Raw genomic sequence first — 23,636 nt, 5'->3', positions numbered from 1 at the left:
CTGGTCGAGTGAGCACGCAGAGGGTCTTCGTCGCGCGCCTGGCCGGGTGCGCCGTCTTCGACCCCGCGGGCGATCGGCTGGGCAAGGTCCGCGACGTCGTGGTCGTGTACCGCAAGGACGATCCGCCGCGTGTGGTGGGCCTCGTCGTCGAGATTCCCGGGCGACGGCACGTGTTCGTCTCGATCGGCCGCGTCACCTCGATCGTCACCGGCCAGGTCATCACGACGGGACTCATCAACGTCCGACGCTTCCAACAGCGCGGCGGCGAGGTGCGGGTGCTCGCCGAACTGCTCGGCCGGCGGGTGTTCCTCGTCGACGGGTCCGGCGGGGCGGTCATCGAAGACGTCGCGATCGAGCGCAACCGCATCGGCGAATGGGCCATCGGCCAGCTGTTCCTCCGGCGCCCCAAGACCAGCGCCTCCCCGTTCGCGAAGGGCTCGACGACGTTCGCCGGCTGGAACGACGTGCGCGAGAACCAGGCGCCCGGCGAATCGCAGTCCGCGGAGCAGCTGGTCGCCTCGTACTCCGAGCTGCACGCGGCCGACCTCGCGAACACCCTGCTCGATCTGCCCGAAGAGCGAATGATCGAGGTGGCCGGCGAACTGCCCGACAATCGCCTCGCCGATGCGCTCGAAGAGATGCCCGAGGAGGAGCAGGCGCGCATCCTCGAGCGCCTGGGCGACGAGCGCGCGGCCGACATCCTCGACGCGATGGAGCCCGACGACGCGGCCGACCTGCTCGCCCAGCTGCCCGAGAGTCGCTCCGAGCAGCTGCTGGATCTGATGGAGCCGGATGAGGCCGACGACGTGCGCGCCCTGCTCGCGTACGGCCCCGACACGGCGGGCGGACTGATGACCCCCGAGCCGATCGTCCTCTCCGCCGAGGCGACCGTCGCGGAGGCGCTCGCCCTCATCCGCCGGCACGAGCTGCACCCCGCCCTCGCCGCCGCCGTCTTCGTCACCCTCCCGCCGTACGAGACCCCCACGGGGCGGCTGCTCGGGGTGGTGCACTTCCAGCGGATGCTGCGCTACCCGCCGCACGAGCGACTGGGCACGATCATCGACGACTCCCTCGAACCGGTTCCCGCGACAGCATCCGCCGCCGAGGTCGCCCGACTGCTGGCCAGCTACAACCTCGTCTCTCTGCCCGTGGTCGACCAGGCCCACCGCCTGGTCGGCGCGGTGAGCGTCGACGACGTGCTCGACCACCTGCTGCCCGACGACTGGCGCTCGCACGACGCCGACGACGACGCCGAACCCGCGACCACCCCGCGCAGCCGTGCCGTCGGAACGAGGCGACGCTGATGGCGCGGCCCGCGCGCAAGGCGGCGCTCGACGCGCCCCGCGGCCTCGGCGGGGTGCGCCCGCGCACGCCCGCGCCCTCACGCGATCGGTTCGGCCGGTTCACCGAGTGGGTTGCCCGGGCGATGGGCACGCCCGCCTTCCTCCTGCTGCTGAGCCTGTTCTGCGTGCTCTGGCTCGCCTGGAACACCCTGCTGCCGATCGAGCTGCGCTTCGACTCCGCCGCGAACGGCTTCACCGCCCTGACCCTGATGCTCTCGCTGCAGGCATCGTATGCGGCTCCCCTCATCCTGCTCGCGCAGAACCGGCAGGACGACCGCGACCGCGTGCAGATCGAGCAGGATCGCCAGCGCGCGGAGCGCAATCTCGCCGACACCGAGTACCTCGCCCGCGAGATCGTCGCACTGCGCATGGCGCTGACCGAGATCAACGATCAGGTCGTCACGCGCGACGTGCTGCGCAGCGAGCTGAAGGCGCTCATCGAGCGGCTCGACCGCGACGACGAGCACGGCCCCGCCGACCGCAACGAGACCCGGGTCGCCGATGCCCGCTGAGACCCCCGTCGTCGACGCCGTGCGCACGGCCGTCGGCGCGGTCACCGACCCCGAGCTGCGACGGCCGCTCGCCGATCTGCGCATGCTTCGCGAGATCTCGGTCGACGACGGTCGCGCGCACGTGGGCATCGCGCTCACGATCGTCGGCTGTCCCGCCTCCGACCGCATCGAACGCGAGGTGCGCGCCGCCGCCGCGACGGTGCCCGGGGTCACCGACGTCGAGGTGAGCCTCGGGGTCATGACCCCGGCCGAGCGCGCGGAGCTGACCGAGCGCCTGCGCGGCGGAGCGGCCCGCGGCATCCCGTTCACCGCAGAGTCACTGACCCGGGTCATCGCCGTGACCAGCGGAAAGGGCGGCGTCGGCAAGTCCACCGTCACCGCCAACCTCGCCGTCGCCCTCGCCGCCCAGGGGCTGTCGGTCGGTCTGATCGACGCGGATGTGCACGGCTTCTCGATCCCCGGGCTGATGGGCCTCGTCGACGCCGAGGGCCGCACCACGCGCCCCACGCGCATCGACGATCTCATCGTGCCGCCGATCGCCTACGGCGTGAAGGTGGTCTCGATCGGCATGTTCCTGCGCGAGGGAGAAGAGGGGGCCGCCGTCGCGTGGCGCGGGCCGATGCTGCACCGCACCGTGCAGCAGTTCCTCACCGACGTCTTCTTCGGCGACCTCGACGTGCTGCTGCTCGACATGCCCCCGGGCACGGGCGACGTCGCGATCTCGGTGGGCCAGCTGCTGCCCCACGCCGATGTCGTGGTCGTCACGACGCCGCAGGCGGCAGCATCCGAGGTCGCCGTCCGCAGCGCGCTCGTCGCGCGACAGACCGGGCAGCGCGTCGTCGGTGTGATCGAGAACATGGCGGCCATGACCCTGCCCGGCGGCGAGGTGCTCGATCTCTTCGGATCCGGCGGCGGCGCCCAAGTGGCCGCCGCGCTGACGACGGATGCCGAACCCGTCCCCGTGCTCGCGTCGATCCCTCTCAGCCCGGCCCTGCGCTCGGGCGGCGACACCGGATCACCGGTGGTGACGGGGGTGCCCGACGACGCCGCTGCGCGCGCGATCGTGCAAGCCGCCGAGCGCCTGGTCGCAGCACCCCGGGGGCTCGCGGGTCGTTCGCTGCCGTTCCGCGCGCGCTGATCTCCAACCTCGAAAGGCGCACCATGACCGACAGCATCGTGCAGACCGCCCATGGACCCGTGCGCGGATCCGGCGACGGACACGTGCGGTGGTGGAAGGGCATTCGCTACGCAGCGGCGCCGACGGGCGCGCTGCGCTGGAGACGCCCGCACCCGCCCGCGCCCTGGACGGAGCCCGCCGACGCCACTGTGTTCGGCCCCGCACCGGTCCAGGGGCCGAGCCCCGCGATCGCTCTGCCCGACGATGTCGTCCAGAACGAGGACTGCCTGACCCTGAACGTCTGGGCGGCAGAGGGCATCGAGCCCGGCGACGACGTCCCGGTCGTGGTCTGGGTGCACGGCGGCGCGTACATGTTCGGCAGCACGGCGCAGAAGCTCTACGACGGCCGGTCGCTCGCGGCCAGCGGCGAGATCGTGCTGGTCACGGTCGGCTACCGCCTGGGCGCCCTCGGTTTCCTCGATCTGTCGCGCTTCGGCGCGGGCGACGAGCGGTTCGAGCCCAACGTCGCCCTGCACGATGTCGTCGCGGCGCTGCAGTGGGTCAGGGCCAATATCCGGGCCTTCGGCGGCGATCCCGGCGCCGTGACGCTTGCGGGCGAGTCGGCGGGCGGCGGCATCGTCACGACGCTCATGACCTCGCCCGCCACCGAAGGCCTGTTCCATCGCGCGATCGCCGAGAGCTCCCCCGCGACGAGTGTGTACGGGCAGGATCGCGCCGAACGTGTCACGCGGCACGTACTCGCCGAGCTCGGCGTCGACCCCGCCGACCCGCAGGTGCTCGCGAGCCTGCGCGGACTCCCCGCAGCCCGCCTGATCGAGGCGGGCATGACGGTCTACCGCGAGACGCCCGTGAGCGATCCCGGGACCCTCGCCTTCACCCCCGTCATCGACGGCGACCTGATACCCGAAGCCCCGGTCGACGTCTTCGCCCGCGGCGGAGCACACCCGGTTCCCCTCCTGATCGGCACGAACCACGACGAGACGTCGCTGTTCACAATGATGAAATCGCCCCTCATGCCGGTGACCCGCGAGGCACTCGAACAGGTCTCGCGACAGCTGCGTGCCGACCGGCCCGACCTCGACATCCCCGCCGATGCCGAGATCCAGGCGGCATACACCGGACTCCGGCCCAAGCAGCAGGGCCCCGCGATCTCGCGCGATCTCGGGTTCAGGATGCCGACGCTCTGGCTGGTCGAGGGACACGCGCCGATCGCGCCGACCTATCTGTACCGCTTCGACTGGGCGACACCCATGCTGCACCTGCTCGGAATCGGCGCGACCCACGCGACGGAGCTTCCGTACCTGTGGGGCAACCTCGTCGGAGGGCGCAAGGACATCACCTTCAAGCTCGGCGGGCTGCGCACCGGGCGGATGATCTCCGCACGGATGCAGGCGCGCTGGATCGGATTCGCGACAGGCGGAGCCCCGCGGGCGGGTGAGAACGACGCCCCGTGGGAGGCCTACACGATCACCGCGCGCGAGACCCTCGTCATCGATCGCACCGACCGCCTCGAGGCCGACCTCGACAGGCAGCTGCGCGAAGCCTGGGGCACCACGGTGCTCTCGTTCACCTGACCCGCGCTCAGGTCGCCTCGCTGTCGAAAGGCGGCGGAGCGGTCGGGTCCCGCCGCGCCGCGACGGCAGCGCCCGCGGCGGCAGCGCCCGCGGCGGGCATCGGCGGTGCCGACACCGGCTTGACAGCCGGCAGCGGGGGCTCATCGAGCAGCGCCTCGCGGATGATGCGACGAGGATCGTACTGCCGCGGATCGAGCTTGCGCCAGTCCACGTCGTCGAAGTCCGAGCCCATCTCATCGCGGACGCGGGTCTTCGCACCGCGCAGGAAGTCACGCAGACGGGTGACGAGGTGCGCGAGACCCTCCGCATATCTCGGCATGCGCTCGGGCCCCACGATGAGGGCGGCGATCACGCCGATCAGCAGAAGCTTCTCGATCGTGAGCCCGAAGAACATGAGTTCAGATTACCCGCCGCGCCTGGGGGCCGCCCCGCAACCAGGGCCGTAGTCTGGGCACCCGGGGTCCGCGGCGGAACGCACGAGCGTCGCGCTCCGGAGGAGGACGCATGAGTGCACGAGAGGCCAGCTGGCGGTACGCCAGCGAGCAGGTCAGCGAGCCCGAGACCATCGCCCGGGCCCGCGCGCATTCGCTCGAGATCGGCGTCACGCCCATCGATCCCGCGGTCGGCGCACAGTGCGCCGTCATCGCCGCCGCGACCGGAGCCCTCAATCTCGTCGAGATCGGCACGGGAGCAGGTGTGTCCGGGCTGTGGCTGCTGCATGCAGCGCCGCGCGGCATCCTCACCACGATCGATGCCGAGCCCGAGCATCTCGCGGCGGCCCGCAAGTCGTTCGCCGACGCGCGCATCCCCGCCGCGCGCTCGCGCTTCATCACCGGGCGCGCCGCCGATGTGCTTCCCCGCATGAACGAGTCGGCATACGACATCGTCCTCGTCGACGCCGATCCCGAGCATGTGCTCGAGGACGTCGCGCACGGCCTGCGACTCGTTCGCGTGGGCGGCACCGTGCTGGTGCCGCGCGCGCTGCAGGGCGGACGCGTGGCCGATCCCGTCGCCCGCGACGCGGTCACCGTCGCCTTCCGCACCCTCATCCAGGAGACGCAGGGCTCGCAGGCCGTCATCCCCGCGCTGTCGATCGTCGGCGACGGCCTCCTGCAGCTGACCAAGATCACCGAATAGCGGGCACGAGAGAAGCCGGCCCCGCGCATCGCGCGGAACCGGCTTGTCGAGGGTTGCCGTCAGGCGGGTGCGACCACCCCGGAGAGCACATCGTGCAGCTCCTTGGCCTCGGCATCGTTGACGGAGACGACCAGGCGTCCCCCGCCTTCGAGCGGCACCCGCACGATGATGAGGCGACCCTCCTTCACGGCCTCCATCGGTCCGTCGCCGGTCCTCGGCTTCATGGCTGCCATCAAGGGCCCCTTTCGTCACGAAATCTAGCGAGACCAGTTTATCCTGCATCCCCGACGTCGAGAGCCTGGTCGTATATCAGGGGATCTGCCAGAACATCTGGCCCAGGCCGAACATGTTCCAGATCCACCACCACTGGCCCGCGAGCGCGACGACGAGCACGCCCACTCGCCAGATCAGCGAGCGCGGCACCGCCAGCGCGCCCCAGAGCGGCGAGAGCGGAAAAAGGAGGCGGAAGACGCTGGACTGCGGAAAGAAGACGGCCAAGAGATAGAGCACATAGCTTGCGGCCCACAGACGATTCTCCACGCCCAGGCGACGCACGTGCGGTTCGAACAGCAGCAGGGCGGCGATCGCGATGACGATCGCGACCGCGACCGCGATGCCGACGACGGGACCCGCGCCCCACTGCGTGAACCAGAAGTCCGCGGCCTGGAACCAGCCCTCGAAGGGCGAGAACGCACCGGCATCCCCCACCCAGAGTCGGCGCCAGGCGAGCTCGGTCTCGAAGTACGCGTCGCCCTCTCCCGTCGCGAGCGCCGCGATCGCGGGCCAGGCGAACCCGATGAGGGTGGCGAGCGCGCCGAGCGCGACGATGTGGACGATCTCGGCGACGCGCAGCGCTTCACGACGGCGTGCGAACAGGCGCCAGATTCCGAAGAGACCGATCAGGAGCGCGAAAGCGAGGACACCGGGGCGGGTGAAACCCATCAGCGGCACGATCGCATAGAGCCATCCGTATCGACGGCGTTGGAGGGCGCGGATGCCGAGCAGGACGAACAGCAGGAAGAGCGATTCGGCGTACCCGATCTGCAGGAGTGGAGCGATGGGCGCGGCCGCGAAGAAGACGACGGCCCACAGGGCCGCGGACTCGCCGATGCGATCCTTCAGGACGTCGCGGAGGACGAGACAGCAGAGGTAGCCCGCCGCGAGCGCCACGAGGAACGCGCCCGCCCCCCATGACCCCAGTGGAGTGCCGACGATGCGCGCGAGCATCGGAAAGAGCGGCATGAACGCCCACGCGTTCTGGGCGACGTCGCCGTCCTCGGTGCGGGGCAGTTGCGTCGGATACCCCTCGACGGCGATCAGCCAATACCACTGCGCGTCCCAGGCGAGCACGTACGTGGCAAGATCGGCGCCCGGGCCGAGTCGCGACCCCTGGGGCGAGAGGGCGCCCGCGAGCACGAACAGCCCGGTCGTTGCGGCGCGGGCGGCAAGATAGATGATCGCGATGCGCACCGCGGGATGCGCCCACCCCGCGCGGGGACGCGGGCTGGTGGGATCCGCGGTCAGGCCTGCAACCACGCCCGTAGCCCGCGCTCGACGGCGATGATCTGATCGATCGGCACGCGCTCCTCGTCGTGATGGGCCAGGTGCGGGTCGCCCGGGCCGTAGTTGACGGCCGGCACGCCGAGGGCAGAGAAGCGGGCGACGTCCGTCCATCCGTACTTCGGGCGGGGCTCGGCCCCGACCGCCGCGACGAACTCCTGCGCGAGCGGTGCATCGAGGCCCGGCCGCGCGCCGGCGGCGAGATCGACGATCTCGACGTCGAAGCCCGCCAGGACATCGCGCACGTGCTGCGTGGCCTGCTCGGGCGAGCGGCTGGGGGCGAAACGGTAATTGACCTCGACCTCGCACACGTCGGGGATCACGTTGCCCGCGATCCCTCCCGTGATCCGCACGGCGTTCAGCCCCTCCCGGTAGTCGAGGCCGTCGACCGTCACGGTCTGCGGCCGGTACTCGGCCAGACGCGCGAGGATCGGCGCGGCCGCGTGGATCGCGTTCTCCCCCACCCACGCGCGAGCCGAATGTGCGCGTACTCCGCGCGTGCGCACCCGCGCCCGCAGATTTCCGTTGCACCCGCCCTCCACCTCGCCGTTCGAGGGCTCGCCCAGGATCGCGAAGTCTCCGGCGAACAGGTCGGGGCGCGTGCGCCCGAGACGCGTCAGGCCGTTCAGATCGGCATCCACCTCTTCGTGGTCGTACCACATCCACGTGATGTCGGCCCGGGGCTCGGTGAGCTCGGCGGCGAGCTTGAGCTGCACCGCGACGCCGGCCTTCATATCGACGGTTCCGCGCCCCCAGATGTGAGGCACGCCGTCGACCTCGATGTCACGCGTGGGCACGTTGCCGTTGATGGGCACGGTGTCGATGTGGCCCGCGATGACGACCCGCTGCGCGCGGCCGAGGCCGGTGCGGGCCACGATGGTGTCGCCGTCCCGGTAGACATCGAGATGCGGCAGCGCCCGCACCGCATCGTGGATGAGGTCGGCCAGCGTCTGCTCGTCACCCGACACGCTCGGGACGTCGCAGATGAGACGGGTCAGCTCGACGCTGGTGAGGGACAGATCGAGCACGGTCATGCGGCAAGTCTACGAGCGCGCCCCCGCTAGCCTGGAAGCATGAGTGATGAACGGCACGTGTGGGGCGAGGGACTGGCGACGATCTCGGAGAACGGGACGGTGCTCGACACCTGGTACCCGCACCCGTCGCTCGGTCGCATCCCCCTCGGCCGCGACGCCGCGATCGTGCCCGACGACCTCGATCGTCTCGCCGCACCGGATGACCGGCGGGCGGTCACGATCGAAGCGATCACGGTCGAGATCTCACTCGATGAGGCTCCGGCATCCACATCCGACGCCTACCTGCGTCTGCACGCACTCTCGCACCGTCTCGTGCGGCCGAACGACCTCAACCTCGACGGCATCTTCGGGCATCTGCCCAACGTCGCGTGGACCAACGCCGGACCCATGCACCCGGACGACGCCACGCGCCTGCGCCCGCTGCTCCTGCGCGACGGCATCCAGATCCAGGGCATCGACAAGTTCCCCCGGCTGACCGACTACGTCACCCCGCCGGGTGTCCGCATCGCCGACGCGTCGCGCGTGCGACTCGGTGCCTACCTCTCCCCCGGCACCACCGTCATGCACGAGGGGTTCGTCAACTTCAATGCCGGCACGCTCGGGGCCTCGATGGTCGAGGGTCGGATCTCGCAGGGCGTCGTGGTCGGCGACGGCAGTGACATCGGCGGCGGCTCGTCGATCATGGGCACGCTCTCGGGCGGCGGCACCCACCGCGTCTCGATCGGCGCGCGCACGCTGCTCGGCGCGAACGCGGGCATCGGTATCTCGCTCGGCGACGACTGCGTCGTCGAGGCGGGCCTGTACGTCACGGCGGGATCGAAGATCGTGCTCGCCGACGACGCGCCCCGGGCTGACGGCACGCGCCGCACGGTCAAGGGTTCGGAGCTGTCCGGCGTTGCGGGCTTGCTGTTCCGCCGAAACTCGCTCTCGGGCGCGATCGAGGCGGTGCGCCGGTCGGGCGTGGGCGTCACGCTCAACGAGGCTCTGCACGCCTGAGCCCGTACGCGCGCGCGGGCCTGCGTGCGTACGGGCCTGCGCGCGTGCGGGCCTGCGTGCGTGCGTGCGTGCGTGTGCGGGCCTGCGCGCGTGCGGGCCTGCGTGCGTGCGTGCGTGTCCCACTTTCTGTCGCCAGAGCGCGCGCTCAGCGACAGAAATCGGGACACCCCCCCCGCCGCGGGTGCCGGAGCGACGTCTGCACGACCGGTCATGTGCGCATCACACCACGGGCAACGTGCGTCGACTCTTGCCCCACCTCTCGTGCAGATGTCGGGCTCAGCGAGGGAGGGGTACGGGGTGCGGGGTACGGGGTACGGGGTACGGGGTACGGGGTACGGGGTACGGGGTACGGGGTACGGGGTACGGGGTACGGGGTGCGGGGCCTGGGCCACGGCCAGGCCCGTCAGACAGCGGCCCTCAGGCGCCGGGATACTGCCGCTCGGGCGCCCCCGTGTACAGCTGCTGCGGCCGGCCGATCTTGGTCTGCGGGTCGAGCTGCATCTCACGCCAGTGCGCGAGCCACCCGGGCAGACGGCCGATCGCGAAGAGCACCGTGAACATGCGCGTCGGAAAGCCCATCGCCTTGTAGATGACGCCCGTATAGAAGTCGACGTTCGGGTAGAGCCGACGCTCACGGAAGTAGTCGTCCTTGAGCGCGATCTCTTCGAGTTGCTTCGCGAGATCGAGCAGCGGGTCACTCACACCGAGCGCCTCGAGCACCTCGTCGGCCGACTCCTTCACGAGCTTGGCGCGCGGATCGTAGTTCTTGTAGACGCGGTGCCCGAAGCCCATGAGCTTGACACCGTCCTCCTTGTTCTTGACCCGCTCGACGAAGCGCTCGACGCTCTCGCCCGAGTCGCGGATGCGCGCGAGCATGTCGAGCACCGCCTCGTTCGCGCCGCCGTGCAGCGGACCATAGAGGGCATTGATGCCGGCCGAGATCGACGAGAACTGGTTGGCCCCCGTCGAGCCGACCAGCCGTACGGTCGAGGTGGACGCGTTCTGCTCGTGATCCTCATGCAGGATCAGCAGCCGCTCGAGCGCCCGTGACATCACCGGGTCGACATCGTAGATCTCGCTGAGGACGCCGAAGTTGAGCTTGAGGAAGTTGTCGACGAAGCTCAACCCGTTGTCGGGGTAGAGGAAGGCCTGCCCCACACTCTTCTTGTGCGCGTACGCGGCGATGACCGGGAGCTTCGCGAGCATGCGGATCGTGTTCAGCTCGATGTGCTCGGGGTTGTTGGGATCGGACTCGCGCTCGTAGTACGTCGACAGCGCCGACACGGCGGAGGAGAGCACCGACATCGGGTGCGCCGTGTGCGGCAGGGCCGAGAAGAATCGCTTGAGGTCTTCGTGCAGCAGCGTGTGGTGGCGGATGCGGTCATCGAACGCCGCGAGTTCGTCGGCGCTGGGCAGCTCGCCGTAGATCAGCAGCCACGCCACCTCGAGATAGCTCGAGTGCTTCGCGATCTGCTCGATCGGGTATCCGCGGTAGCGCAGGATGCCCTTGTCGCCGTCGATGAAGGTGATCGCCGACTTGGTGGCGGAGGTGTTGACGAAGCCGTAGTCGAGGGTCGTGTGCCCGGTCTGGCGTGTGAAGGTCGAGATGTCGACACTCGGGACCCCGTCACTGCCCCGCAGCACCGGAAATTCGGCGGTCTTCTCGCCGATGGTCAGAGTGGCCTTCTCGGGCTGCGCGACCGCATCGCTCACGGCGCCTCCTTGCGATTGTCGTCGTCGGGGTGTCGCCGCATTCTCGCGGCCGCCGGTCCCGGCGGGCGTTCGTGCGCCCGGAGGGCCCTGCAGCGGTTGCCCCGAGGGTGGATCCCACGGCATCCGCTCGTACAGCCTAGCCGCCGCGAACGCCTACTGTTGCACGCGCCAAAGCCTGCCCGATGTTGATGGCGGACATCTACGAAACGGATGCTGTGAGCCGATCGGCCGCGGCGGCCACGCGGCCGTCCGTGGCCGTCAGCGAGAGGCGCACGTGCTGCGGGAAGTGCGGGCCGTAGAAGTGCCCGGGGCCTGCGAGGATGCCGAGATCCGCGAGCCGGCTCATCGACTCCCAGGCGTCCCGCCCCTCGGTCGCCCACAGATACAGCCCCGCCTCGCTGCGATCGATGCGGAATCCCGCGGCCTCGAGCGCCGGTTTGAGGCGGGATCGGCGAGCGCGATACCGCTGCTTCTGCTCCTGCACGTGGGCCTCGTCGCCGAGGGCCGTGACCATGGCGGCTTGCACGGGCGCGGGGAGCATGAGCCCCAGGTGCTTGCGCACGTTCGCGAGGGGACCGACGAGGGCCGGATCGCCCGCGAGGAAAGCCGCGCGGTAGCCGGCGAGGTTGGACTGCTTGCTCAGCGAGTACACCGCGAGCACGCCGGTGAGATCGCCGCCGGTCACGCGCGGATCGAGCACACTCGGAACCGGTTCGTCGGCCCAGCGGCCCTCCCAGCCGAGCTCGGCGTAGCACTCGTCGCCGGCGACGACCGCACCGAGTTCGCGGGCACGGGAGACCGCGCGGGCCAGTCGCTCGGCATCCCACACCGCGCCGTCGGGGTTGCCGGGCGAGTTGATCCAGACCAGTCGCGTGTGCGCGGGCCAGTCCTCGGGCTCATCGGCGGCGACGGGCTCGGCGCCCGCGACGCGCGCACCGATCTCGTACGTCGGATAGGCGGCGCGCGGGTGCACGACCGCGTCGCCTTCGCCGACCCCGAGCAGCAGCGGGAGCAGCGCCACCAGCTCTTTGGAGCCGATCGTGGGCAGGACGTGCCGAGGCTCGAGCCCCGGCACACCGCGGCGGCGCGCGAACCACTCGGCGATCGCCTCGCGCAGGGCCGGCGTGCCGACCGTCAGCGGGTAGGCGTGAGCGTCGGTGGCGGCCGAAAGCGCGTGACGCACGATCTCGGGTGTCGGATCGACGGGCGAGCCGATCGAGAGATCGACGATGCCGTCCGCGTGCGCGCGAGCGCGTTCGGCGTAGGGCGCGACCTGGTCCCAGGGGTAGTCGGGCAGCCCCTGCACCCCCACGGTCAGTGTTCCTGCGGGGGCAGCGCCTCGATGACCGGGTGATCCTTGTGGATGACCCCGACCTTGGCCGCGCCGCCGGGCGAGCCGATGTCGTCGAAGAACTCGACGTTGGCCTTGTAGTAGTCCGACCACTCTTCGGGCAGGTCGTCTTCGTAGTAGATCGCCTCGACGGGGCAGACGGGTTCGCACGCGCCGCAGTCCACGCATTCATCGGGGTGGATGTAGAGCGAGCGCTCCCCCTCGTAGATGCAGTCGACAGGGCACTCGTCGATGCAGGCGCGGTCCTTGACATCGACACACGGGAGGGCGATCACGTAAGTCACCCGTCCAGTCTAGTTCGCGGGCGCCCCGAGGATGATCGGGCGCGACTCACCGCGAAACGTCGGGCGGGACTTCTCGTCCGACGCCGGCACCGGAGGCGGCTCGCGGCTCGGGGATCTGCGGCCACATCGCGATGGCGACGGCGATCAGCGGGACGGTGATGGTCCAGATCGTCGCGGCGAGGCCCGCCGGCGCGATCACGGAACCACCCGGCCCCTCGCCCGAGAACAGCACGATCGCGATGGTCATGCCCGCGCCCGCGGCGATCGCGGCCCAGCGGTCGGACAACAGGCGGATCGCAAGCAGCAGGGCGCCCGCGCCGATGATGCCCAGCACGAGGCCGATCGGCAGACCGACGAGGGTCGAGGCGTGGGCCACGGTGCCGACCACGCCGTACACCGCGCCGGCGAAAGCGGCCAGCACCAGCATCCCGATGCGCGCGCCGAGCGAAGTCTTCACCCTCCGACCCTATCCGCGCGGGGCGCCCCCGGGGCATCCGAGAGCGGCGGTCTCACTCGGCGAGTCCCCACAGGCGCAGCAGCGCGGCGACGACGGCCGCACCGGTCACCACGACGAGGAACGGGGCGCGGACGAGGAGAAGTCCGGCGGCGACGAGCAGCGCCGGCACGCGCGCGTCGACGGCGAGCGCCTGGCCCTGCGCGAGCGTCTGCACGGCGACGAGCGCGGCCAGCAGCGCGACCGTGAGCAGGTCGGCGATGCGGGCGGGCCGCGGCGCCTGGACCCACCGGGCGGGCACGAGGTAGCCGATCGCCTTGAGCGCGAGGCAGATCACCGACGCCAGGAGCACGGCGGTCCACAGGGTCACGGCAGACCCTCCCGCTCGGGCACGTCGTCGGGTTCGGGGGGCGGCAGCTCATCGCGCCCGAGCCAGTTGAACCAGCCGACCACGATCGCCACGACCGCGGCGATGAGCACCGGCATCCCGGGCATGAGACCCGGTGTGAGCACGGTCGCCACGGCCGCGGCGGCCACCCCGACGGCGATCGCCTGTCGGCCGCGGAGCCGGGGCCACAACAGCGCGAGGAACGCCGCGGCGGCCGCGGCATCAAGACCGTACGCCCGCGGATCCCCCAGCACGTCGCCGAGCAGCGCGCCGATCAAGGTGGTGGCGTTCCAGCCCGCGTAGATGCCCAGACCCGTGAGCCAGAACCCCAGAGTCCGCGCTCGGGGGGTCGTCTGCGCGAGCGCGACGGCGGTGGACTCGTCGATCGTGAAGTGCGCGGCGCCCGCGCGACGCAGCGGGCCGGGCCCGATGACGGGCGACATCCGCATGCCGTAGGCGACGTTGCGCACGCCCAGCAGCGCGGCGGAGGCGATTCCCGCCGGCGCCGCGGCGAGGCCGCCGGCCCCGAGCACGCCGACGAAGGCGAACTGCGACCCGCCGGTGAACATGACCAGGCTCAGCACGCATGTCTGCCACACATCGAGCCCCGATGCGACCGCGAGCGCACCGAACGAGACCCCGTAGACGCTCGTCGCGAGCGCGACGCCGAGGGCCTGCCGCCACGCGCGCCGCACCTCGGGATCGGGCTCGGCACGCATGATCCGAGCCTATCCGCGGTCCGCCCGTGCGCCGGGGGTCCGATCGGGCACCGCCGGCCCTGGATGCGACGCGCGCCGACACGCCCCTAGTGTGAAGGGATGCTGTCGTCGTCCCTCGCGCGCACGCGACGCGCGTCGTCCGCCCTGGCCGTGGCGGCGGTGCTGCTCGCCGGATGCGCCGCACCCGCCCCCCAGCCCACGACGCCCCCGAGCCCGAGCCCGAGCGAGACACCGGCGACGGGACTGGCCGAGGCTTTCGCGGCGCAGCTCGAGCAGGCGGGGGTGCCGGGCGGCGTGCTGGCCGTACGCACGGGCGATGAGACCCTCGCCTATCCGGTCGGCGTCGCCGATGCGGAGGGCACCCCCGTGTCCGACGCGACGCTGTTCGCCTACCGCAGCATCACGAAGTCCTTCGTCGTCACGGCGCTCCTGCAGCTCGCGGGCGATGCGGCCCTCGATCTCGACGCCCCGAGCCCCGCGCCCGTCACGGGCGTGCCCGACACGGCGACTCTGCGCCAGCTCGCGGCGATGACCTCGGGCGTGCCGAACTACTCCGCGCAGCCGGGCCTCATGACGGCGATCAGCGCCGAGCCCGACCGCTCCTTCACCGACGACGACCTCTTCGCTCTGGTCGAGGGGCTCGGCGAGGTGTTCGCCCCGGGGACGAGCTACGAGTACTCCAACACCAACACGCTGCTCATCGGCCGCGCGATCGAGAGCGCAACGGGCCAGCCGTGGGCGGACGTCGTGCTCGAGCGCGTCGCGGGGCCCCTCCTCCTCGACAGCGTGACCTATCCGGGGGACGCGCCCGAACCGCCCGAGGATGCGGCGAGCCCGTTCCAGCTCGACCCCGACGGCGCGCCCGAAGCGCTGCCCTGGGTTCGCGCAAGCGCGTTCTCCGCCGCCGGCGGACTGTGGGGCACGGCATCCGACCTCGCAGAGTGGGCCGAGGCGCTCGGCACCGGCGCCCTGCTGCGACCCGAGACGTTCGAGCAGCGGCTCGCGGCGTTCGGCCCCACCACGGCCGATGCGCAGAGTCCGTACTACGACGCCTACGGTCTCGGGATCGGGCGCATCGGCGACTGGATCGGTCACACCGGCAACGGCCTGGGATACCAGGCCCTGGCGATGCACGACCCCGCCTCCGGGATCTCGGTCGCGATCGTGCTCAACGCGACGGGCGTAGACGGCGACCTGCCCGCGCACATGCTCGAGGCGCTCGAGCCCGAGATCCTCGCGGGGCGAGAGCGCAGCATCCGCCGCCGCCTGCGAAGGGCGACGCGCGGATGCCGCAGCTCAGCCCTGGCGCTTGAGTCGCGCCGTCGCGCGGGCGCGCTCGGTGGCGTCGAGGTTGACCTTGCGGATGCGGACGATCTCGGGCGTGACCTCGACGCACTCGTCCTCACGGGCGAACTCGAGGCTCTCCTCGAGCGAGAGCTGACGCGGCGGCGTCATCGACTCGAAGGAGTCCGACGTCGACGCGCGCATGTTCGTCAGCTTCTTCTCCTTCGTGATGTTGACGTCCATGTCGTCGGCGCGGGAGTTCTCACCGATGACCATGCCCTCGTAGACCTCCTGCGTCGGCTGGACGAAGAACGACATCCGCTCCTGCAGGCCGATGATCGCGAAGGGGGTGACGACACCCGAGCGGTCGGCGACGATCGACCCGTTCTGACGGGTCGTGATCGTGCCCGCCCACGGCTCGTAACCGTGCGAGATGGCGTTGGCGATGCCCGTGCCGCGGGTCGTGGTGAGGAACTCGGTGCGGAAGCCGATGAGGCCACGGGAGGGCACGATGAACTCCATGCGCACCCAGCCGGTGCCGTGGTTGGTCATGTTGTCCATGCGGCCCTTACGAGCGGCGAGCAACTGGGTGATCGCGCCCAGGTACTCCTCGGGGGCGTCGATCGTGAGGTGCTCGAAGGGCTCGTGCGTCTTGCCGTCGATCTGCTTGGTGACCACCTGCGGCTTGCCGACGGTGAGCTCGAAGCCCTCGCGGCGCATGTTCTCGACGAGGATGGCGAGGGCGAGCTCTCCACGCCCCTGCACCTCCCAGGCGTCCGGGCGTCCGATGTCGACGACCTTGAGCGAGACGTTGCCGATCAGTTCGCGGTCGAGGCGGTCCTTGACCATGCGCGCGGTGAGCTTGTGACCCTTCACCTTGCCGACAAGCGGCGAGGTGTTCGTGCCGATCGTCATCGAGATCGCGGGGTCGTCGACCGTGATGGCGGGCAGCGGCCGGACGTCGTCGGGGTCGGCGATCGTCTCGCCGATCGTGATGTCCTCGAAGCCCGCGATCGCGACGATGTCGCCGGGGCCGGCGTCGTCGGCCGGGTAGCGCTCGAGCGCGCGGGTCTTCAGCAGCTCGGTGATGCGGGCGTTGCTGGTCGAGCCGTCCGCGCGCACCCAGGCGACGGTCTGGCCCTTCTTCAGCGTGCCGTTGAACACGCGTAGCAGCGCGAGGCGGCCGAGGAAGGGGCTCGAGTCGAGGTTGGTGACCCACGCCTGCAGGGGCGCCTCGTCGTCGTACTCGGGGGCGGGCACGTGCTGCAGGATCGCCTCGAAGAGCGGCTCGAGGTCGTCGTTGTCGGGCAGCGCGCCGTTGTCGGGGCGGTTGCGCGAGGCGGCGCCCGCGCGACCGGAGGCGTAGACGACCGGCACGTCGAGCAGCGCGTCGACATCGAGGTCGGGAACGTCGTCGACGAGATCGGACGCGAGACCCAGCAGCAGGTCGTGGCTCTCCTCCTCGACCTCGACGATGCGCGCGTCGGGGCGGTCGGTCTTGTTCACGAGCAGGATGACGGGCAGCTTCGCCTCGAGCGCCTTGCGCAGCACGAAGCGGGTCTGCGGCAGCGGGCCCTCGGACGCGTCGACGAGCAGCACGACGCCGTCGACCATCGACAGGCCGCGCTCGACCTCGCCGCCGAAGTCGGCGTGGCCCGGGGTGTCGATGACGTTGATGGTGACGGGCACGTCGGAGTGGACGCCCGAGTAAGTGATCGCCGTGTTCTTGGCGAGGATCGTGATGCCCTTCTCACGCTCGAGGTCGTTCGAGTCCATCGCCCGCTCCTCCATGTGCTCGTGCGAGCCGAAGGAGCCGGTCTGACGCAGCATGGCGTCGACGAGTGTGGTCTTGCCGTGGTCGACGTGCGCGACGATCGCGACGTTGCGGAGGTCGGAGCGGAAGGCGCGCGCCATGAAGAGGTCCTTGCAGTGAGAGGGAAGTGTGAGAGGCGGACCCGCGGCGCATCGCGCGTGACGGCCGATGCCGATGGGTCCAGACCTCCCCAGCCTATCGCAGGCGGCTGAGAGGACGACGGATGCTGTCGCGGCACTCGCCCCGGGCGAGACCACCATCGTGCAGCGAGACACCATCCGTCGCGTGGTGGTTCGCTGCAGAAATGGTGGTTCGCAGTCGCGGGGCGACAGCATCCCGCACGAACACGAAGCGGGGCGGGACCCCGAGGGATCCCGCCCCGCCGCAGCGGTGCCGCGGTCTTACTCGGCGGCCCAGCCCACGAGCGTCCAGTCGATCGTCTCGAACTGGGTCGCACCGTAGTTGACCAGTCCGTCGGCGACGGCCCAGACCTCGGGCAGCGGAGCGATCGGGAACATCGGGACGTAGCCCCAGATGGTCTCGTTGATCTCGTTCGCGATCTCGATGCGCGCCTCGGGGTCGAGCTCGGTGTTGGCCTGATCCCACAGGTCGCCGAGGGTCTCATCGGTGGTGCCGGTGAAGTTCTGCTCGGAATCCAGCGGGTAGAACAGCGCCTCGGTCGACGAGATGGGGAACGCCGTGCCCACCCACGAGAACGAGACCATCTCGAAGTCGCCCGGGATCACGTACTCGCTGAAGTAGCCGGCGACCGGAACGGTGACGAGCTCGACGGGGATGCCGAACTCGCCGAGGTCGGCCTGCACCTGCTCGGCGCGCTGGATGTTGGTCGCGGTGTCCGCGGGCACCGTGACGGTCAGCTCGAGGGCCTCGCCGTCCTTGACCCACTCGTCGCCCTCCTGCGTGTAGCCGGCCTCCTCGAGGAACGCCGCGCCCGCCTCGGTGTCGTAGGGCAGGCCCGCGTCGACGTACCCGTCCTGACCGGGCATGAAGATGTAGTCGCCCTGCGTGACCGGCGGCACGCCCACCGGCGTGTTGGCCGCGGCCGCGATCTGCTCGCGGTTGACGATCGAGGCGACCGCCTTGCGCACGTTGACGTCGGCGAGAGGTCCGTCCGAGGCGTTCATCGTCACGTGCGTCCACGTCAGGCCGTTCGTGGCCTGGATGTCGGCGCCCTCGACGGTCTGCGCCGTCTCGTACAGGTCGGCGTTGGAGGAGATGTACAGCGCGTCGATCTCGCCGTTCGCGAACGAGGAGCCCTGCTGGTCCTGGCTGACGGCCTGGAACAGGATGCGGTCGAGCTTGGGGGTCTCGCCCCACCAGAGCGGGTTGCGCTCGGCGGTGATGACCTGCCCGGTCGTGTCGACGTTCGTGATCGTGAAGGGACCGTTCGAGGGCATCGCCGTCGTGAGGAAGCCCTCGTTGAAGGCGGCGGGGTCGCTCGCGACGCTCTCCTTGAGCACGGAGAGGAACAGCCCCTGCCAGTCGGCGTAGACCGACGAGAAGGTCACGACGAGGTGGTACTCGTCATCGCCCTGCTCGACGGATTCGATCTGATCCCAGCCGGCGGTCGAGACGTTGATGAACGCCTCGTTCGAGCCGTTGTTGGCCTGCCAGGTCGCGGCGTAGTCGGCCACGGTGACGGGCGTGCCGTCCTCCCAGACAGCGTCGGGGTTGAGCATGATCTCGACGACCTGCGGGTCTTCGGTGGTCACTTCGGCCGACGAGGCGTAGTTCTCGTTGATGACCGGGGCGCCGGATTCGTCGATGGTGAACGGCCCGCCGAGGGTCGTCTCGACGATGTCGTTGGTGTCGGACTCGTTGCCGAGAAGTCGAAAGGGATTGAAATTCGATGGCATGCGTTCGATGGCGAGCGAAAGGACACCGCCGTCCCCCACGCCGAGGCGTTCTTCCCGATCCCAGGCGGTCCCGTCGCGGAGGGAGGTCGGGATCGGTGGGTCCGGCGGCGGTGGGTCCACGTCCGCGGTACACCCGGTGAGTATCAGCGCCGCCGCGGTCATGGCGACGATCCGACTGCGGCGAACGTGCTGGTGGCTCATGCCTTTCAATCGTGCCATCGATGAACGGTCACCGGGTGATCAGCACAGCGCTCACTGCCCAGACGGCGATGGCCCCGAGCGCGACAAGCGCGGGAACATCCCAGGAGCGGCGCACCCCCGCGGGCGCGGCTCCGGCATCCCGCGCCTGGTACCACTGCTCGCGAATCAGATCGAGGTCGCGTACGGCCGGAGCCTGACGCCTCTCGGCAGCCCCCGGTCGCATGCCGGGCCGAGCGGGACGGCCCGCGACGGGTCCGCCGTAGCTCTTCACCGCGCCACCGCCGACCAGGTCGAAGATCACCTGCCAGCGCAGCTCGATCTCGTCGACGGAGCCCCAGCCCGCGTCGGTGATGCGCAGCATGTTGTGCACGCGGACACCATCGGCGTCGATGCGGATGTGCGAGACGTAGACCGCGACGTAGACGCCCCAGAGGGCCAGCAGGACCCAGGGCGCGAGGAGCAGCGCCTCGGCGACGCCGGCGCGCAGCGCCGCATCACCGAGGAGCAGCACCGCGACGACGGCCGAGGCGATGAGGGCGACGATCGCCGACGGTGCGCGGAAGACGCGGCGATCCGACGGCATCCCGCGCCCTCCGCCGGGGCCGGCACTCACCCTCAGGCTCCGCCGAGCGGGATCGATGCGCCCGGGATCGCGTCGAGCAGGCGACGCGTGTAGCCCTCGGCCGGGTTCGCGAAGATCTCGTCGACCGTTCCCTGCTCCACAAGCCTGCCCCGCTCCATGACGCAGACGAGGTCGGCGACCACACGCACGACGGCGAGGTCGTGTGTGATGAACAGGTAGGTCAGTCCGAGCTCGGACTGCAGCTCCGCCAACAGCTGGAGGATCTGGTCCTGCACGAGCACGTCGAGCGCCGAGACCGCCTCATCGAGCACCACGAGGTCGGGCTTGAGCGCCAGCGCGCGCGCGATCGCGACACGCTGGCGCTGACCGCCCGAGAGCTCATTCGGGTACCGCGAGGCGAGCTCGCGCGGCAGCGAGACCTGATCCAGCAGCTCCTCGACGCGCGCGCGACGCGACGCGCGGTCGCCCACGCGATGGATATCGAGCGGCTCGGCGATCGTGCCGCCGATGTTGCGCATCGGATCGAGCGAGCCGTACGGGTCCTGGAACACCGGCTGCATCCGGCGGCGCAGCGCGAAGGCCTCGCGTCCCGAGAGCTTCTCGATGTTCTGCCCGTCGATCTCGATGGAGCCCTCGGTGGGCTCCTCGAGCTTGAGCACCATCTTCGCGATCGTGGACTTGCCCGATCCCGACTCGCCCACCAGCGCCAGCGTCTTGCCGCGGGGGATCTGGAACGACACCCCGTCGACCGCACGGAAGGGCTCGCTGCGGAACCCGCCGCGACGGATTTTGTACTCCTTGACCAGGTCGGTCACGACGACCGCGGGGGCAGCGGATGCGGCATCCGCCCCGTCCTGCGCGCCGCGGGTCTCGGCGCGCGCCTGGATGCGCTGGGACGCCAGGCTCGGCGCGGCGGAGACGAGGCGCCGGGTGTACGGATGCCGGGGGTTCTCGAGGATCTCGCGGCTCGGCCCCGATTCGACGATCTCACCCTGGTTCATCACGACGATCGTGTCGGCGCGCTCCGCCGCGAGCCCCAGGTCGTGCGTGATGAGGAGCACCGAGGTGCCCTTCTCGCGCGTCAGCGACGCCATGTGGTCGAGGATGACCCGCTGCACCGTGACGTCGAGGGCCGAGGTGGGCTCGTCGGCGATCAGCAGCTTCGGGTCGGCGGCGAGGCCGATGCCGATCAGGGCGCGCTGGCGCATCCCGCCCGAGAACTGGTGCGGGAACTGGTGCAGGCGCCGCTCGGCGTCCGCCAGCCCCGCCTGTTTGAGGACCTCGATCGCGCGCTGTTCGACCTCCTTGCGGCCGGTGGCGATGCCGTTGGCGCGGATCGCCTCCTTGACCTGGAAGCCGATGCTCCACACCGGGTTGAGGTTGGACATCGGATCCTGCGGGACGTAGCCGATCTCGCGGCCGCGCACGCTCTCCATCTGCGACGGAGTGAGATCGGTCAGCTCCCGGCCCTCGAGCGTGATGGAGCCGCCCGTGACATGTCCCGTTCCGGGCAGCAGATTGACGATCGCGGACGCGGTCGTGGACTTGCCCGACCCCGACTCGCCGACGATCGCCACGGTCTCGCCGGGATGGATGTCGATGCTCACGCCGTGCAGCACTTCGCGCGAGACCTTGCCGGCGTCGAAGTCGACCGTGAGGTCCCGGATCGACAGCAGAGGTGCATCGGTGAACACGGTCATCGGCGGGCCCTCGCCTTCGGGTCGAGGGCGTCGCGCAGAAGCTCGCCCAGGATGATGAACGCCAGCACCGTCACGGTCAGGGCGATCGAGGGATAGATCAGTGCCATCGGGGCGACCCGGAGCGAGGACTGCGCCTGGCTGATGTCGAGGCCCCACGACATGGTGTCGCTGCCGAGTCCCACGCCGAGGAACGACAGGGTCGCCTCGGCCGAGATCGCCGCGCCCAGCGTGATCGTCGCGATCACGATGACGGGTGCGAGGGCGTTGGGCAGCACGTGGCTCACCAGGGTGCGGAAGCGGGACAGGCCGAGGGCGCGGGATGCCGTCACGAAGTCCGCCTGGCGAACGCGCAGCACCTCGGCGCGGATGACCCGCGCCGTGGACGCCCACGCGAAGCCGCCGATCGCGAAGGCGAGCAGCAGAGGGGTGCGGTTCTGCGAGAACACGCTCATGACGACGATCGCGGCGAGGATGTAGGGGATCGCGAAGAAGATGTCGCCCACGCGCGAGAGCACCGAGTCGAGCCACCCGCCGTAGAAGCCGGCGAGCGCGCCCATGATGACGCCGATGACCGTGCCGATGATGGTGGCGAGGATGCCGACGAGCAGCGAGGTGCGCGCGCCCCAGACGATGCGCGACCAGATGTCGCAGCCCTGGAACGTGAAGCCCAGCGGGTGCCCGGGGGCGGGACCGCCGTTGCTGTTGCTGAGGAAGCAGTCGTTGTTCGGCGGCACCTGGGTGAACAGCGTCGGGGCGAAGGCCATCAGCACCACGATGAAGACCACGATGCTCGTGATCCAGAACGTGGGGCGGCGGCGGATGTCGGCCCAGGCGTCCGTCCAGAGGTTTCGGGGCTTCGCGTCGATGCGGACCGCATCGACGGTGACCTCGGCGTCCTTGACCGGTGCGACGAAGTGCGTCGGGGAGAGCTGATCACTTGGCATAGCGGATCCTCGGGTCGAGCAGGCCGTAGAACAGGTCGACCACGAGGTTGACCAGCACGTAGACGATGACGAAGACGCTCACGAAGGAGACCACGGTCGGGCCCTCCTGGCGCGTGATCGCCTGATAGAGGGTGTTGCCGACGCCGGGCACGTTGAAGATGCCCTCGGTGACCGTGGCGCCCACCATCAGCACGCCGAAGTTCGTGGCGGTGTTGGTGATGACCGGCAGCAGCGAGTTGCGCAGCACATGCACCGGCACGACGCGCCGGCGCGGCAGCCCCTTGCTGTAGGCGGTGCGCACCCAGTCCTGGTTGAGCGTGTCGATCACGGAGGCTCGCGTCAGGCGCATGCTCGTGGCGTAGAGGCTCAGGCCCAGCACGATCGCGGGCAGCCACAGGTCGCCCCAGTCGTTCTGGGCGCCCACCGTCGGACGGAACCAGCCGAGCTGGATGGCGAGGAAGTACTGGGCGAGGAAGGCGAGCACGAACACCGGCACCGCGACGAAGACGAGCGCGATGACGAGCGAGGCGTTGTCGAAGATCTTGCCCTTGCGGATGCCCGAGATCGTGCCGATGACGATCGCGAGCACGAGCTCGATGGCAATGGCCATCGCGGCCAGGCGCAGCGTGACGGGGAAGGTGCGGGCGAGCACCTCGCTCACCGGCTGCCCCGAGAAGCTCACGCCGAAGTCACCCTGGAAGACCCCGATGATGTAGTAGAAGTACTGCACGATGAACGGGTCGTTCAGATGGTACTGCTCCCGGATCTGCTCGAGCAGGGCGGGGTTGGGCGTCCGGTCGCCGAAGAGGGCGAGGATCGGATCGCCCGGCATGGCGAACACCATGAAGTAGATCAGCAGGGTGGCCCCGAAGAACACGGGGATCACCTGCAGCAGTCGTCTGAGGATGTAGCTGGCCACCCTCTTCTCCCTCCGGGATCGTCGGGCGCGTCTGCGGGTTCGCGGGCGCGTCCGCTAAGAGCATCGTGCCGCGTCGGGTGCGACCGGCGCGATACCCAAGGGGAAACATGTC

22 protein-coding genes and 1 pseudogene are annotated in these 23,636 nt (G+C 70.3%); 7 read left to right on the top strand and 16 right to left on the bottom strand.

Features of this window, described 5'->3' with window-relative positions; translation table 11 throughout:
* The first annotated feature begins 8 nt into the window (after positions 1-8).
* From AB2L57_RS07255 to AB2L57_RS07240, 4 genes are read left to right on the top strand one after another with little or no spacing between them, the layout of a single operon-like run.
* Complete coding sequence (locus AB2L57_RS07255) at positions 9-1,304, top strand: magnesium transporter MgtE N-terminal domain-containing protein (RefSeq protein WP_292812640.1); 1,296 nt, start codon at positions 9-11, stop codon at positions 1,302-1,304.
* A complete protein-coding gene (locus tag AB2L57_RS07250; protein WP_292812637.1) occupies positions 1,304-1,855 on the top strand; it encodes a DUF1003 domain-containing protein in 552 nt (183 codons plus the stop codon). Before AB2L57_RS07255 ends, AB2L57_RS07250 begins: the two co-directional genes overlap by 1 nt.
* The gene (locus AB2L57_RS07245; protein WP_409048416.1) at positions 1,845-2,993 is read left to right on the top strand and encodes an Mrp/NBP35 family ATP-binding protein; all 1,149 of its coding nucleotides are present in this window, start codon (positions 1,845-1,847) and stop codon (positions 2,991-2,993) included. Before AB2L57_RS07250 ends, AB2L57_RS07245 begins: the two co-directional genes overlap by 11 nt.
* A 23-nt stretch (positions 2,994-3,016) precedes the next feature.
* Positions 3,017-4,567: a carboxylesterase/lipase family protein gene (locus AB2L57_RS07240; protein ID WP_292812632.1), complete on the top strand. Its 1,551-nt coding sequence runs from the start codon at positions 3,017-3,019 to the stop codon at positions 4,565-4,567.
* Positions 4,568-4,574: 7 nt separating this feature from the next.
* Here the strand turns inward: AB2L57_RS07240 and AB2L57_RS07235 are convergent, their stop codons facing one another.
* On the bottom strand, positions 4,575-4,961 hold the full coding sequence (locus AB2L57_RS07235; RefSeq protein WP_292812630.1) for a Sec-independent protein translocase TatB: 387 nt from the start codon (positions 4,959-4,961) through the stop codon (positions 4,575-4,577).
* Positions 4,962-5,071: 110 nt separating this feature from the next.
* On the opposite strand from AB2L57_RS07235, the gene AB2L57_RS07230 reads away from it, so the two are divergent.
* The gene (locus tag AB2L57_RS07230) at positions 5,072-5,704 is read left to right on the top strand and encodes an O-methyltransferase (protein ID WP_292812627.1); all 633 of its coding nucleotides are present in this window, start codon (positions 5,072-5,074) and stop codon (positions 5,702-5,704) included.
* Positions 5,705-5,763: 59 nt separating this feature from the next.
* On the opposite strand, the gene AB2L57_RS07225 is transcribed toward AB2L57_RS07230, so the two are convergent.
* The 3 genes from AB2L57_RS07225 to dapE all read right to left on the bottom strand — a co-directional run bounded on the left by AB2L57_RS07225 (position 5,764) and on the right by dapE (position 8,298).
* Positions 5,764-5,937: a DUF3117 domain-containing protein gene (locus tag AB2L57_RS07225; protein WP_292812625.1), complete on the bottom strand. Its 174-nt coding sequence runs from the start codon at positions 5,935-5,937 to the stop codon at positions 5,764-5,766.
* A gap of 76 nt (positions 5,938-6,013) precedes the next feature.
* A complete protein-coding gene (locus AB2L57_RS07220; protein WP_409048415.1) occupies positions 6,014-7,240 on the bottom strand; it encodes a hypothetical protein in 1,227 nt (408 codons plus the stop codon).
* Positions 7,225-8,298 (bottom strand): succinyl-diaminopimelate desuccinylase, encoded by a 1,074-nt coding sequence (gene dapE, locus AB2L57_RS07215; RefSeq protein WP_292812618.1) that lies wholly within the window; start codon positions 8,296-8,298, stop codon positions 7,225-7,227. The genes AB2L57_RS07220 and dapE overlap by 16 nt, the downstream gene beginning before the upstream one ends.
* Before the next feature lie 39 nt (positions 8,299-8,337).
* On the opposite strand from dapE, the gene dapD reads away from it, so the two are divergent.
* Positions 8,338-9,294, top strand: coding sequence for a 2,3,4,5-tetrahydropyridine-2,6-dicarboxylate N-succinyltransferase (gene dapD, locus AB2L57_RS07210; protein ID WP_292812616.1), 957 nt, complete (start codon positions 8,338-8,340; stop codon positions 9,292-9,294).
* 417 nt (positions 9,295-9,711) lie between these two features.
* On the opposite strand, the gene AB2L57_RS07205 is transcribed toward dapD, so the two are convergent.
* From AB2L57_RS07205 to AB2L57_RS07180, 6 genes are all read right to left on the bottom strand, one after another.
* Positions 9,712-11,007 carry a citrate synthase gene (locus AB2L57_RS07205; protein WP_292812614.1) on the bottom strand — a complete coding sequence of 432 codons (1,296 nt, stop codon included), beginning with the start codon at positions 11,005-11,007 and terminating at the stop codon, positions 9,712-9,714.
* Between the two features lie 199 nt (positions 11,008-11,206).
* Positions 11,207-12,319 carry a succinyldiaminopimelate transaminase gene (gene dapC / locus AB2L57_RS07200; protein WP_409048414.1) on the bottom strand — a complete coding sequence of 371 codons (1,113 nt, stop codon included), beginning with the start codon at positions 12,317-12,319 and terminating at the stop codon, positions 11,207-11,209.
* 2 nt (positions 12,320-12,321) lie between these two features.
* The gene (fdxA, locus tag AB2L57_RS07195; RefSeq protein ID WP_292812609.1) at positions 12,322-12,642 is read right to left on the bottom strand and encodes a ferredoxin; all 321 of its coding nucleotides are present in this window, start codon (positions 12,640-12,642) and stop codon (positions 12,322-12,324) included.
* 46 nt (positions 12,643-12,688) lie between these two features.
* Complete coding sequence (locus tag AB2L57_RS07190; RefSeq protein WP_409048413.1) at positions 12,689-13,099, bottom strand: histidinol dehydrogenase; 411 nt, start codon at positions 13,097-13,099, stop codon at positions 12,689-12,691.
* A 52-nt stretch (positions 13,100-13,151) separates the two neighbouring features.
* The gene (locus tag AB2L57_RS07185; RefSeq protein ID WP_409048412.1) at positions 13,152-13,466 is read right to left on the bottom strand and encodes an AzlD domain-containing protein; all 315 of its coding nucleotides are present in this window, start codon (positions 13,464-13,466) and stop codon (positions 13,152-13,154) included.
* Positions 13,463-14,203 carry an AzlC family ABC transporter permease gene (locus AB2L57_RS07180; protein ID WP_292812602.1) on the bottom strand — a complete coding sequence of 247 codons (741 nt, stop codon included), beginning with the start codon at positions 14,201-14,203 and terminating at the stop codon, positions 13,463-13,465. Before AB2L57_RS07180 ends, AB2L57_RS07185 begins: the two co-directional genes overlap by 4 nt.
* A gap of 99 nt (positions 14,204-14,302) precedes the next feature.
* On the opposite strand from AB2L57_RS07180, the pseudogene AB2L57_RS07175 reads away from it, so the two are divergent.
* Positions 14,303-15,379 (top strand): annotated as a pseudogene (locus AB2L57_RS07175) (serine hydrolase domain-containing protein); the annotation flags it as partial.
* Positions 15,380-15,499: 120 nt separating this feature from the next.
* On the opposite strand, the gene typA reads toward AB2L57_RS07175, so the two are convergent.
* The 6 genes from typA to AB2L57_RS07145 all read right to left on the bottom strand — a co-directional run bounded on the left by typA (position 15,500) and on the right by AB2L57_RS07145 (position 23,524).
* Positions 15,500-17,401, bottom strand: coding sequence for a translational GTPase TypA (gene typA, locus AB2L57_RS07170; protein ID WP_409048411.1), 1,902 nt, complete (start codon positions 17,399-17,401; stop codon positions 15,500-15,502).
* 300 nt (positions 17,402-17,701) lie between these two features.
* The gene (locus AB2L57_RS07165; protein WP_292811981.1) at positions 17,702-19,177 is read right to left on the bottom strand and encodes an ABC transporter family substrate-binding protein; all 1,476 of its coding nucleotides are present in this window, start codon (positions 19,175-19,177) and stop codon (positions 17,702-17,704) included.
* Positions 19,178-19,406: 229 nt separating this feature from the next.
* Positions 19,407-19,961, bottom strand: a complete 555-nt coding sequence (locus tag AB2L57_RS07160; RefSeq protein WP_409048410.1) for a hypothetical protein — start codon at positions 19,959-19,961, stop codon at positions 19,407-19,409.
* A gap of 32 nt (positions 19,962-19,993) precedes the next feature.
* On the bottom strand, positions 19,994-21,661 hold the full coding sequence (locus AB2L57_RS07155; RefSeq protein ID WP_409048409.1) for a dipeptide ABC transporter ATP-binding protein: 1,668 nt from the start codon (positions 21,659-21,661) through the stop codon (positions 19,994-19,996).
* Positions 21,658-22,605, bottom strand: a complete 948-nt coding sequence (locus AB2L57_RS07150) for an ABC transporter permease (RefSeq protein ID WP_292811974.1) — start codon at positions 22,603-22,605, stop codon at positions 21,658-21,660. The genes AB2L57_RS07155 and AB2L57_RS07150 overlap by 4 nt, the downstream gene beginning before the upstream one ends.
* On the bottom strand, positions 22,595-23,524 hold the full coding sequence (locus tag AB2L57_RS07145) for an ABC transporter permease (protein ID WP_292811972.1): 930 nt from the start codon (positions 23,522-23,524) through the stop codon (positions 22,595-22,597). The genes AB2L57_RS07150 and AB2L57_RS07145 overlap by 11 nt, the downstream gene beginning before the upstream one ends.
* Positions 23,525-23,636: the final 112 nt, after the last annotated feature.

This window comes from Microbacterium sp. HA-8, assembly GCF_046111165.1.
In the GTDB taxonomy this organism is placed as follows: Bacteria; Actinomycetota; Actinomycetes; order Actinomycetales; family Microbacteriaceae; genus Microbacterium.
This window is presented reverse-complemented; position numbering and strand designations above follow the sequence as displayed.

Coding starts and splice junctions, on each gene's coding strand:
- AB2L57_RS07250 (WP_292812637.1), top strand. CDS start 1,304: ATGGCGCGGCCCGCGCGCAAGGCGGCGCTCGACGCGCCCCGCGGCCTC.
- AB2L57_RS07230 (WP_292812627.1), top strand. CDS start 5,072: ATGAGTGCACGAGAGGCCAGCTGGCGGTACGCCAGCGAGCAGGTCAGC.
- typA (WP_409048411.1), bottom strand. CDS start 17,401: ATGGCGCGCGCCTTCCGCTCCGACCTCCGCAACGTCGCGATCGTCGCG.
- dapD (WP_292812616.1), top strand. CDS start 8,338: ATGAGTGATGAACGGCACGTGTGGGGCGAGGGACTGGCGACGATCTCG.
- AB2L57_RS07160 (WP_409048410.1), bottom strand. CDS start 19,961: ATGCCGTCGGATCGCCGCGTCTTCCGCGCACCGTCGGCGATCGTCGCC.
- AB2L57_RS07235 (WP_292812630.1), bottom strand. CDS start 4,961: ATGTTCTTCGGGCTCACGATCGAGAAGCTTCTGCTGATCGGCGTGATC.
- AB2L57_RS07245 (WP_409048416.1), top strand. CDS start 1,845: ATGCCCGCTGAGACCCCCGTCGTCGACGCCGTGCGCACGGCCGTCGGC.
- AB2L57_RS07155 (WP_409048409.1), bottom strand. CDS start 21,661: ATGACCGTGTTCACCGATGCACCTCTGCTGTCGATCCGGGACCTCACG.
- AB2L57_RS07165 (WP_292811981.1), bottom strand. CDS start 19,177: ATGCCATCGAATTTCAATCCCTTTCGACTTCTCGGCAACGAGTCCGAC.
- AB2L57_RS07240 (WP_292812632.1), top strand. CDS start 3,017: ATGACCGACAGCATCGTGCAGACCGCCCATGGACCCGTGCGCGGATCC.
- AB2L57_RS07180 (WP_292812602.1), bottom strand. CDS start 14,203: ATGCGTGCCGAGCCCGATCCCGAGGTGCGGCGCGCGTGGCGGCAGGCC.
- AB2L57_RS07225 (WP_292812625.1), bottom strand. CDS start 5,937: ATGGCAGCCATGAAGCCGAGGACCGGCGACGGACCGATGGAGGCCGTG.
- dapE (WP_292812618.1), bottom strand. CDS start 8,298: ATGACCGTGCTCGATCTGTCCCTCACCAGCGTCGAGCTGACCCGTCTC.
- AB2L57_RS07150 (WP_292811974.1), bottom strand. CDS start 22,605: ATGCCAAGTGATCAGCTCTCCCCGACGCACTTCGTCGCACCGGTCAAG.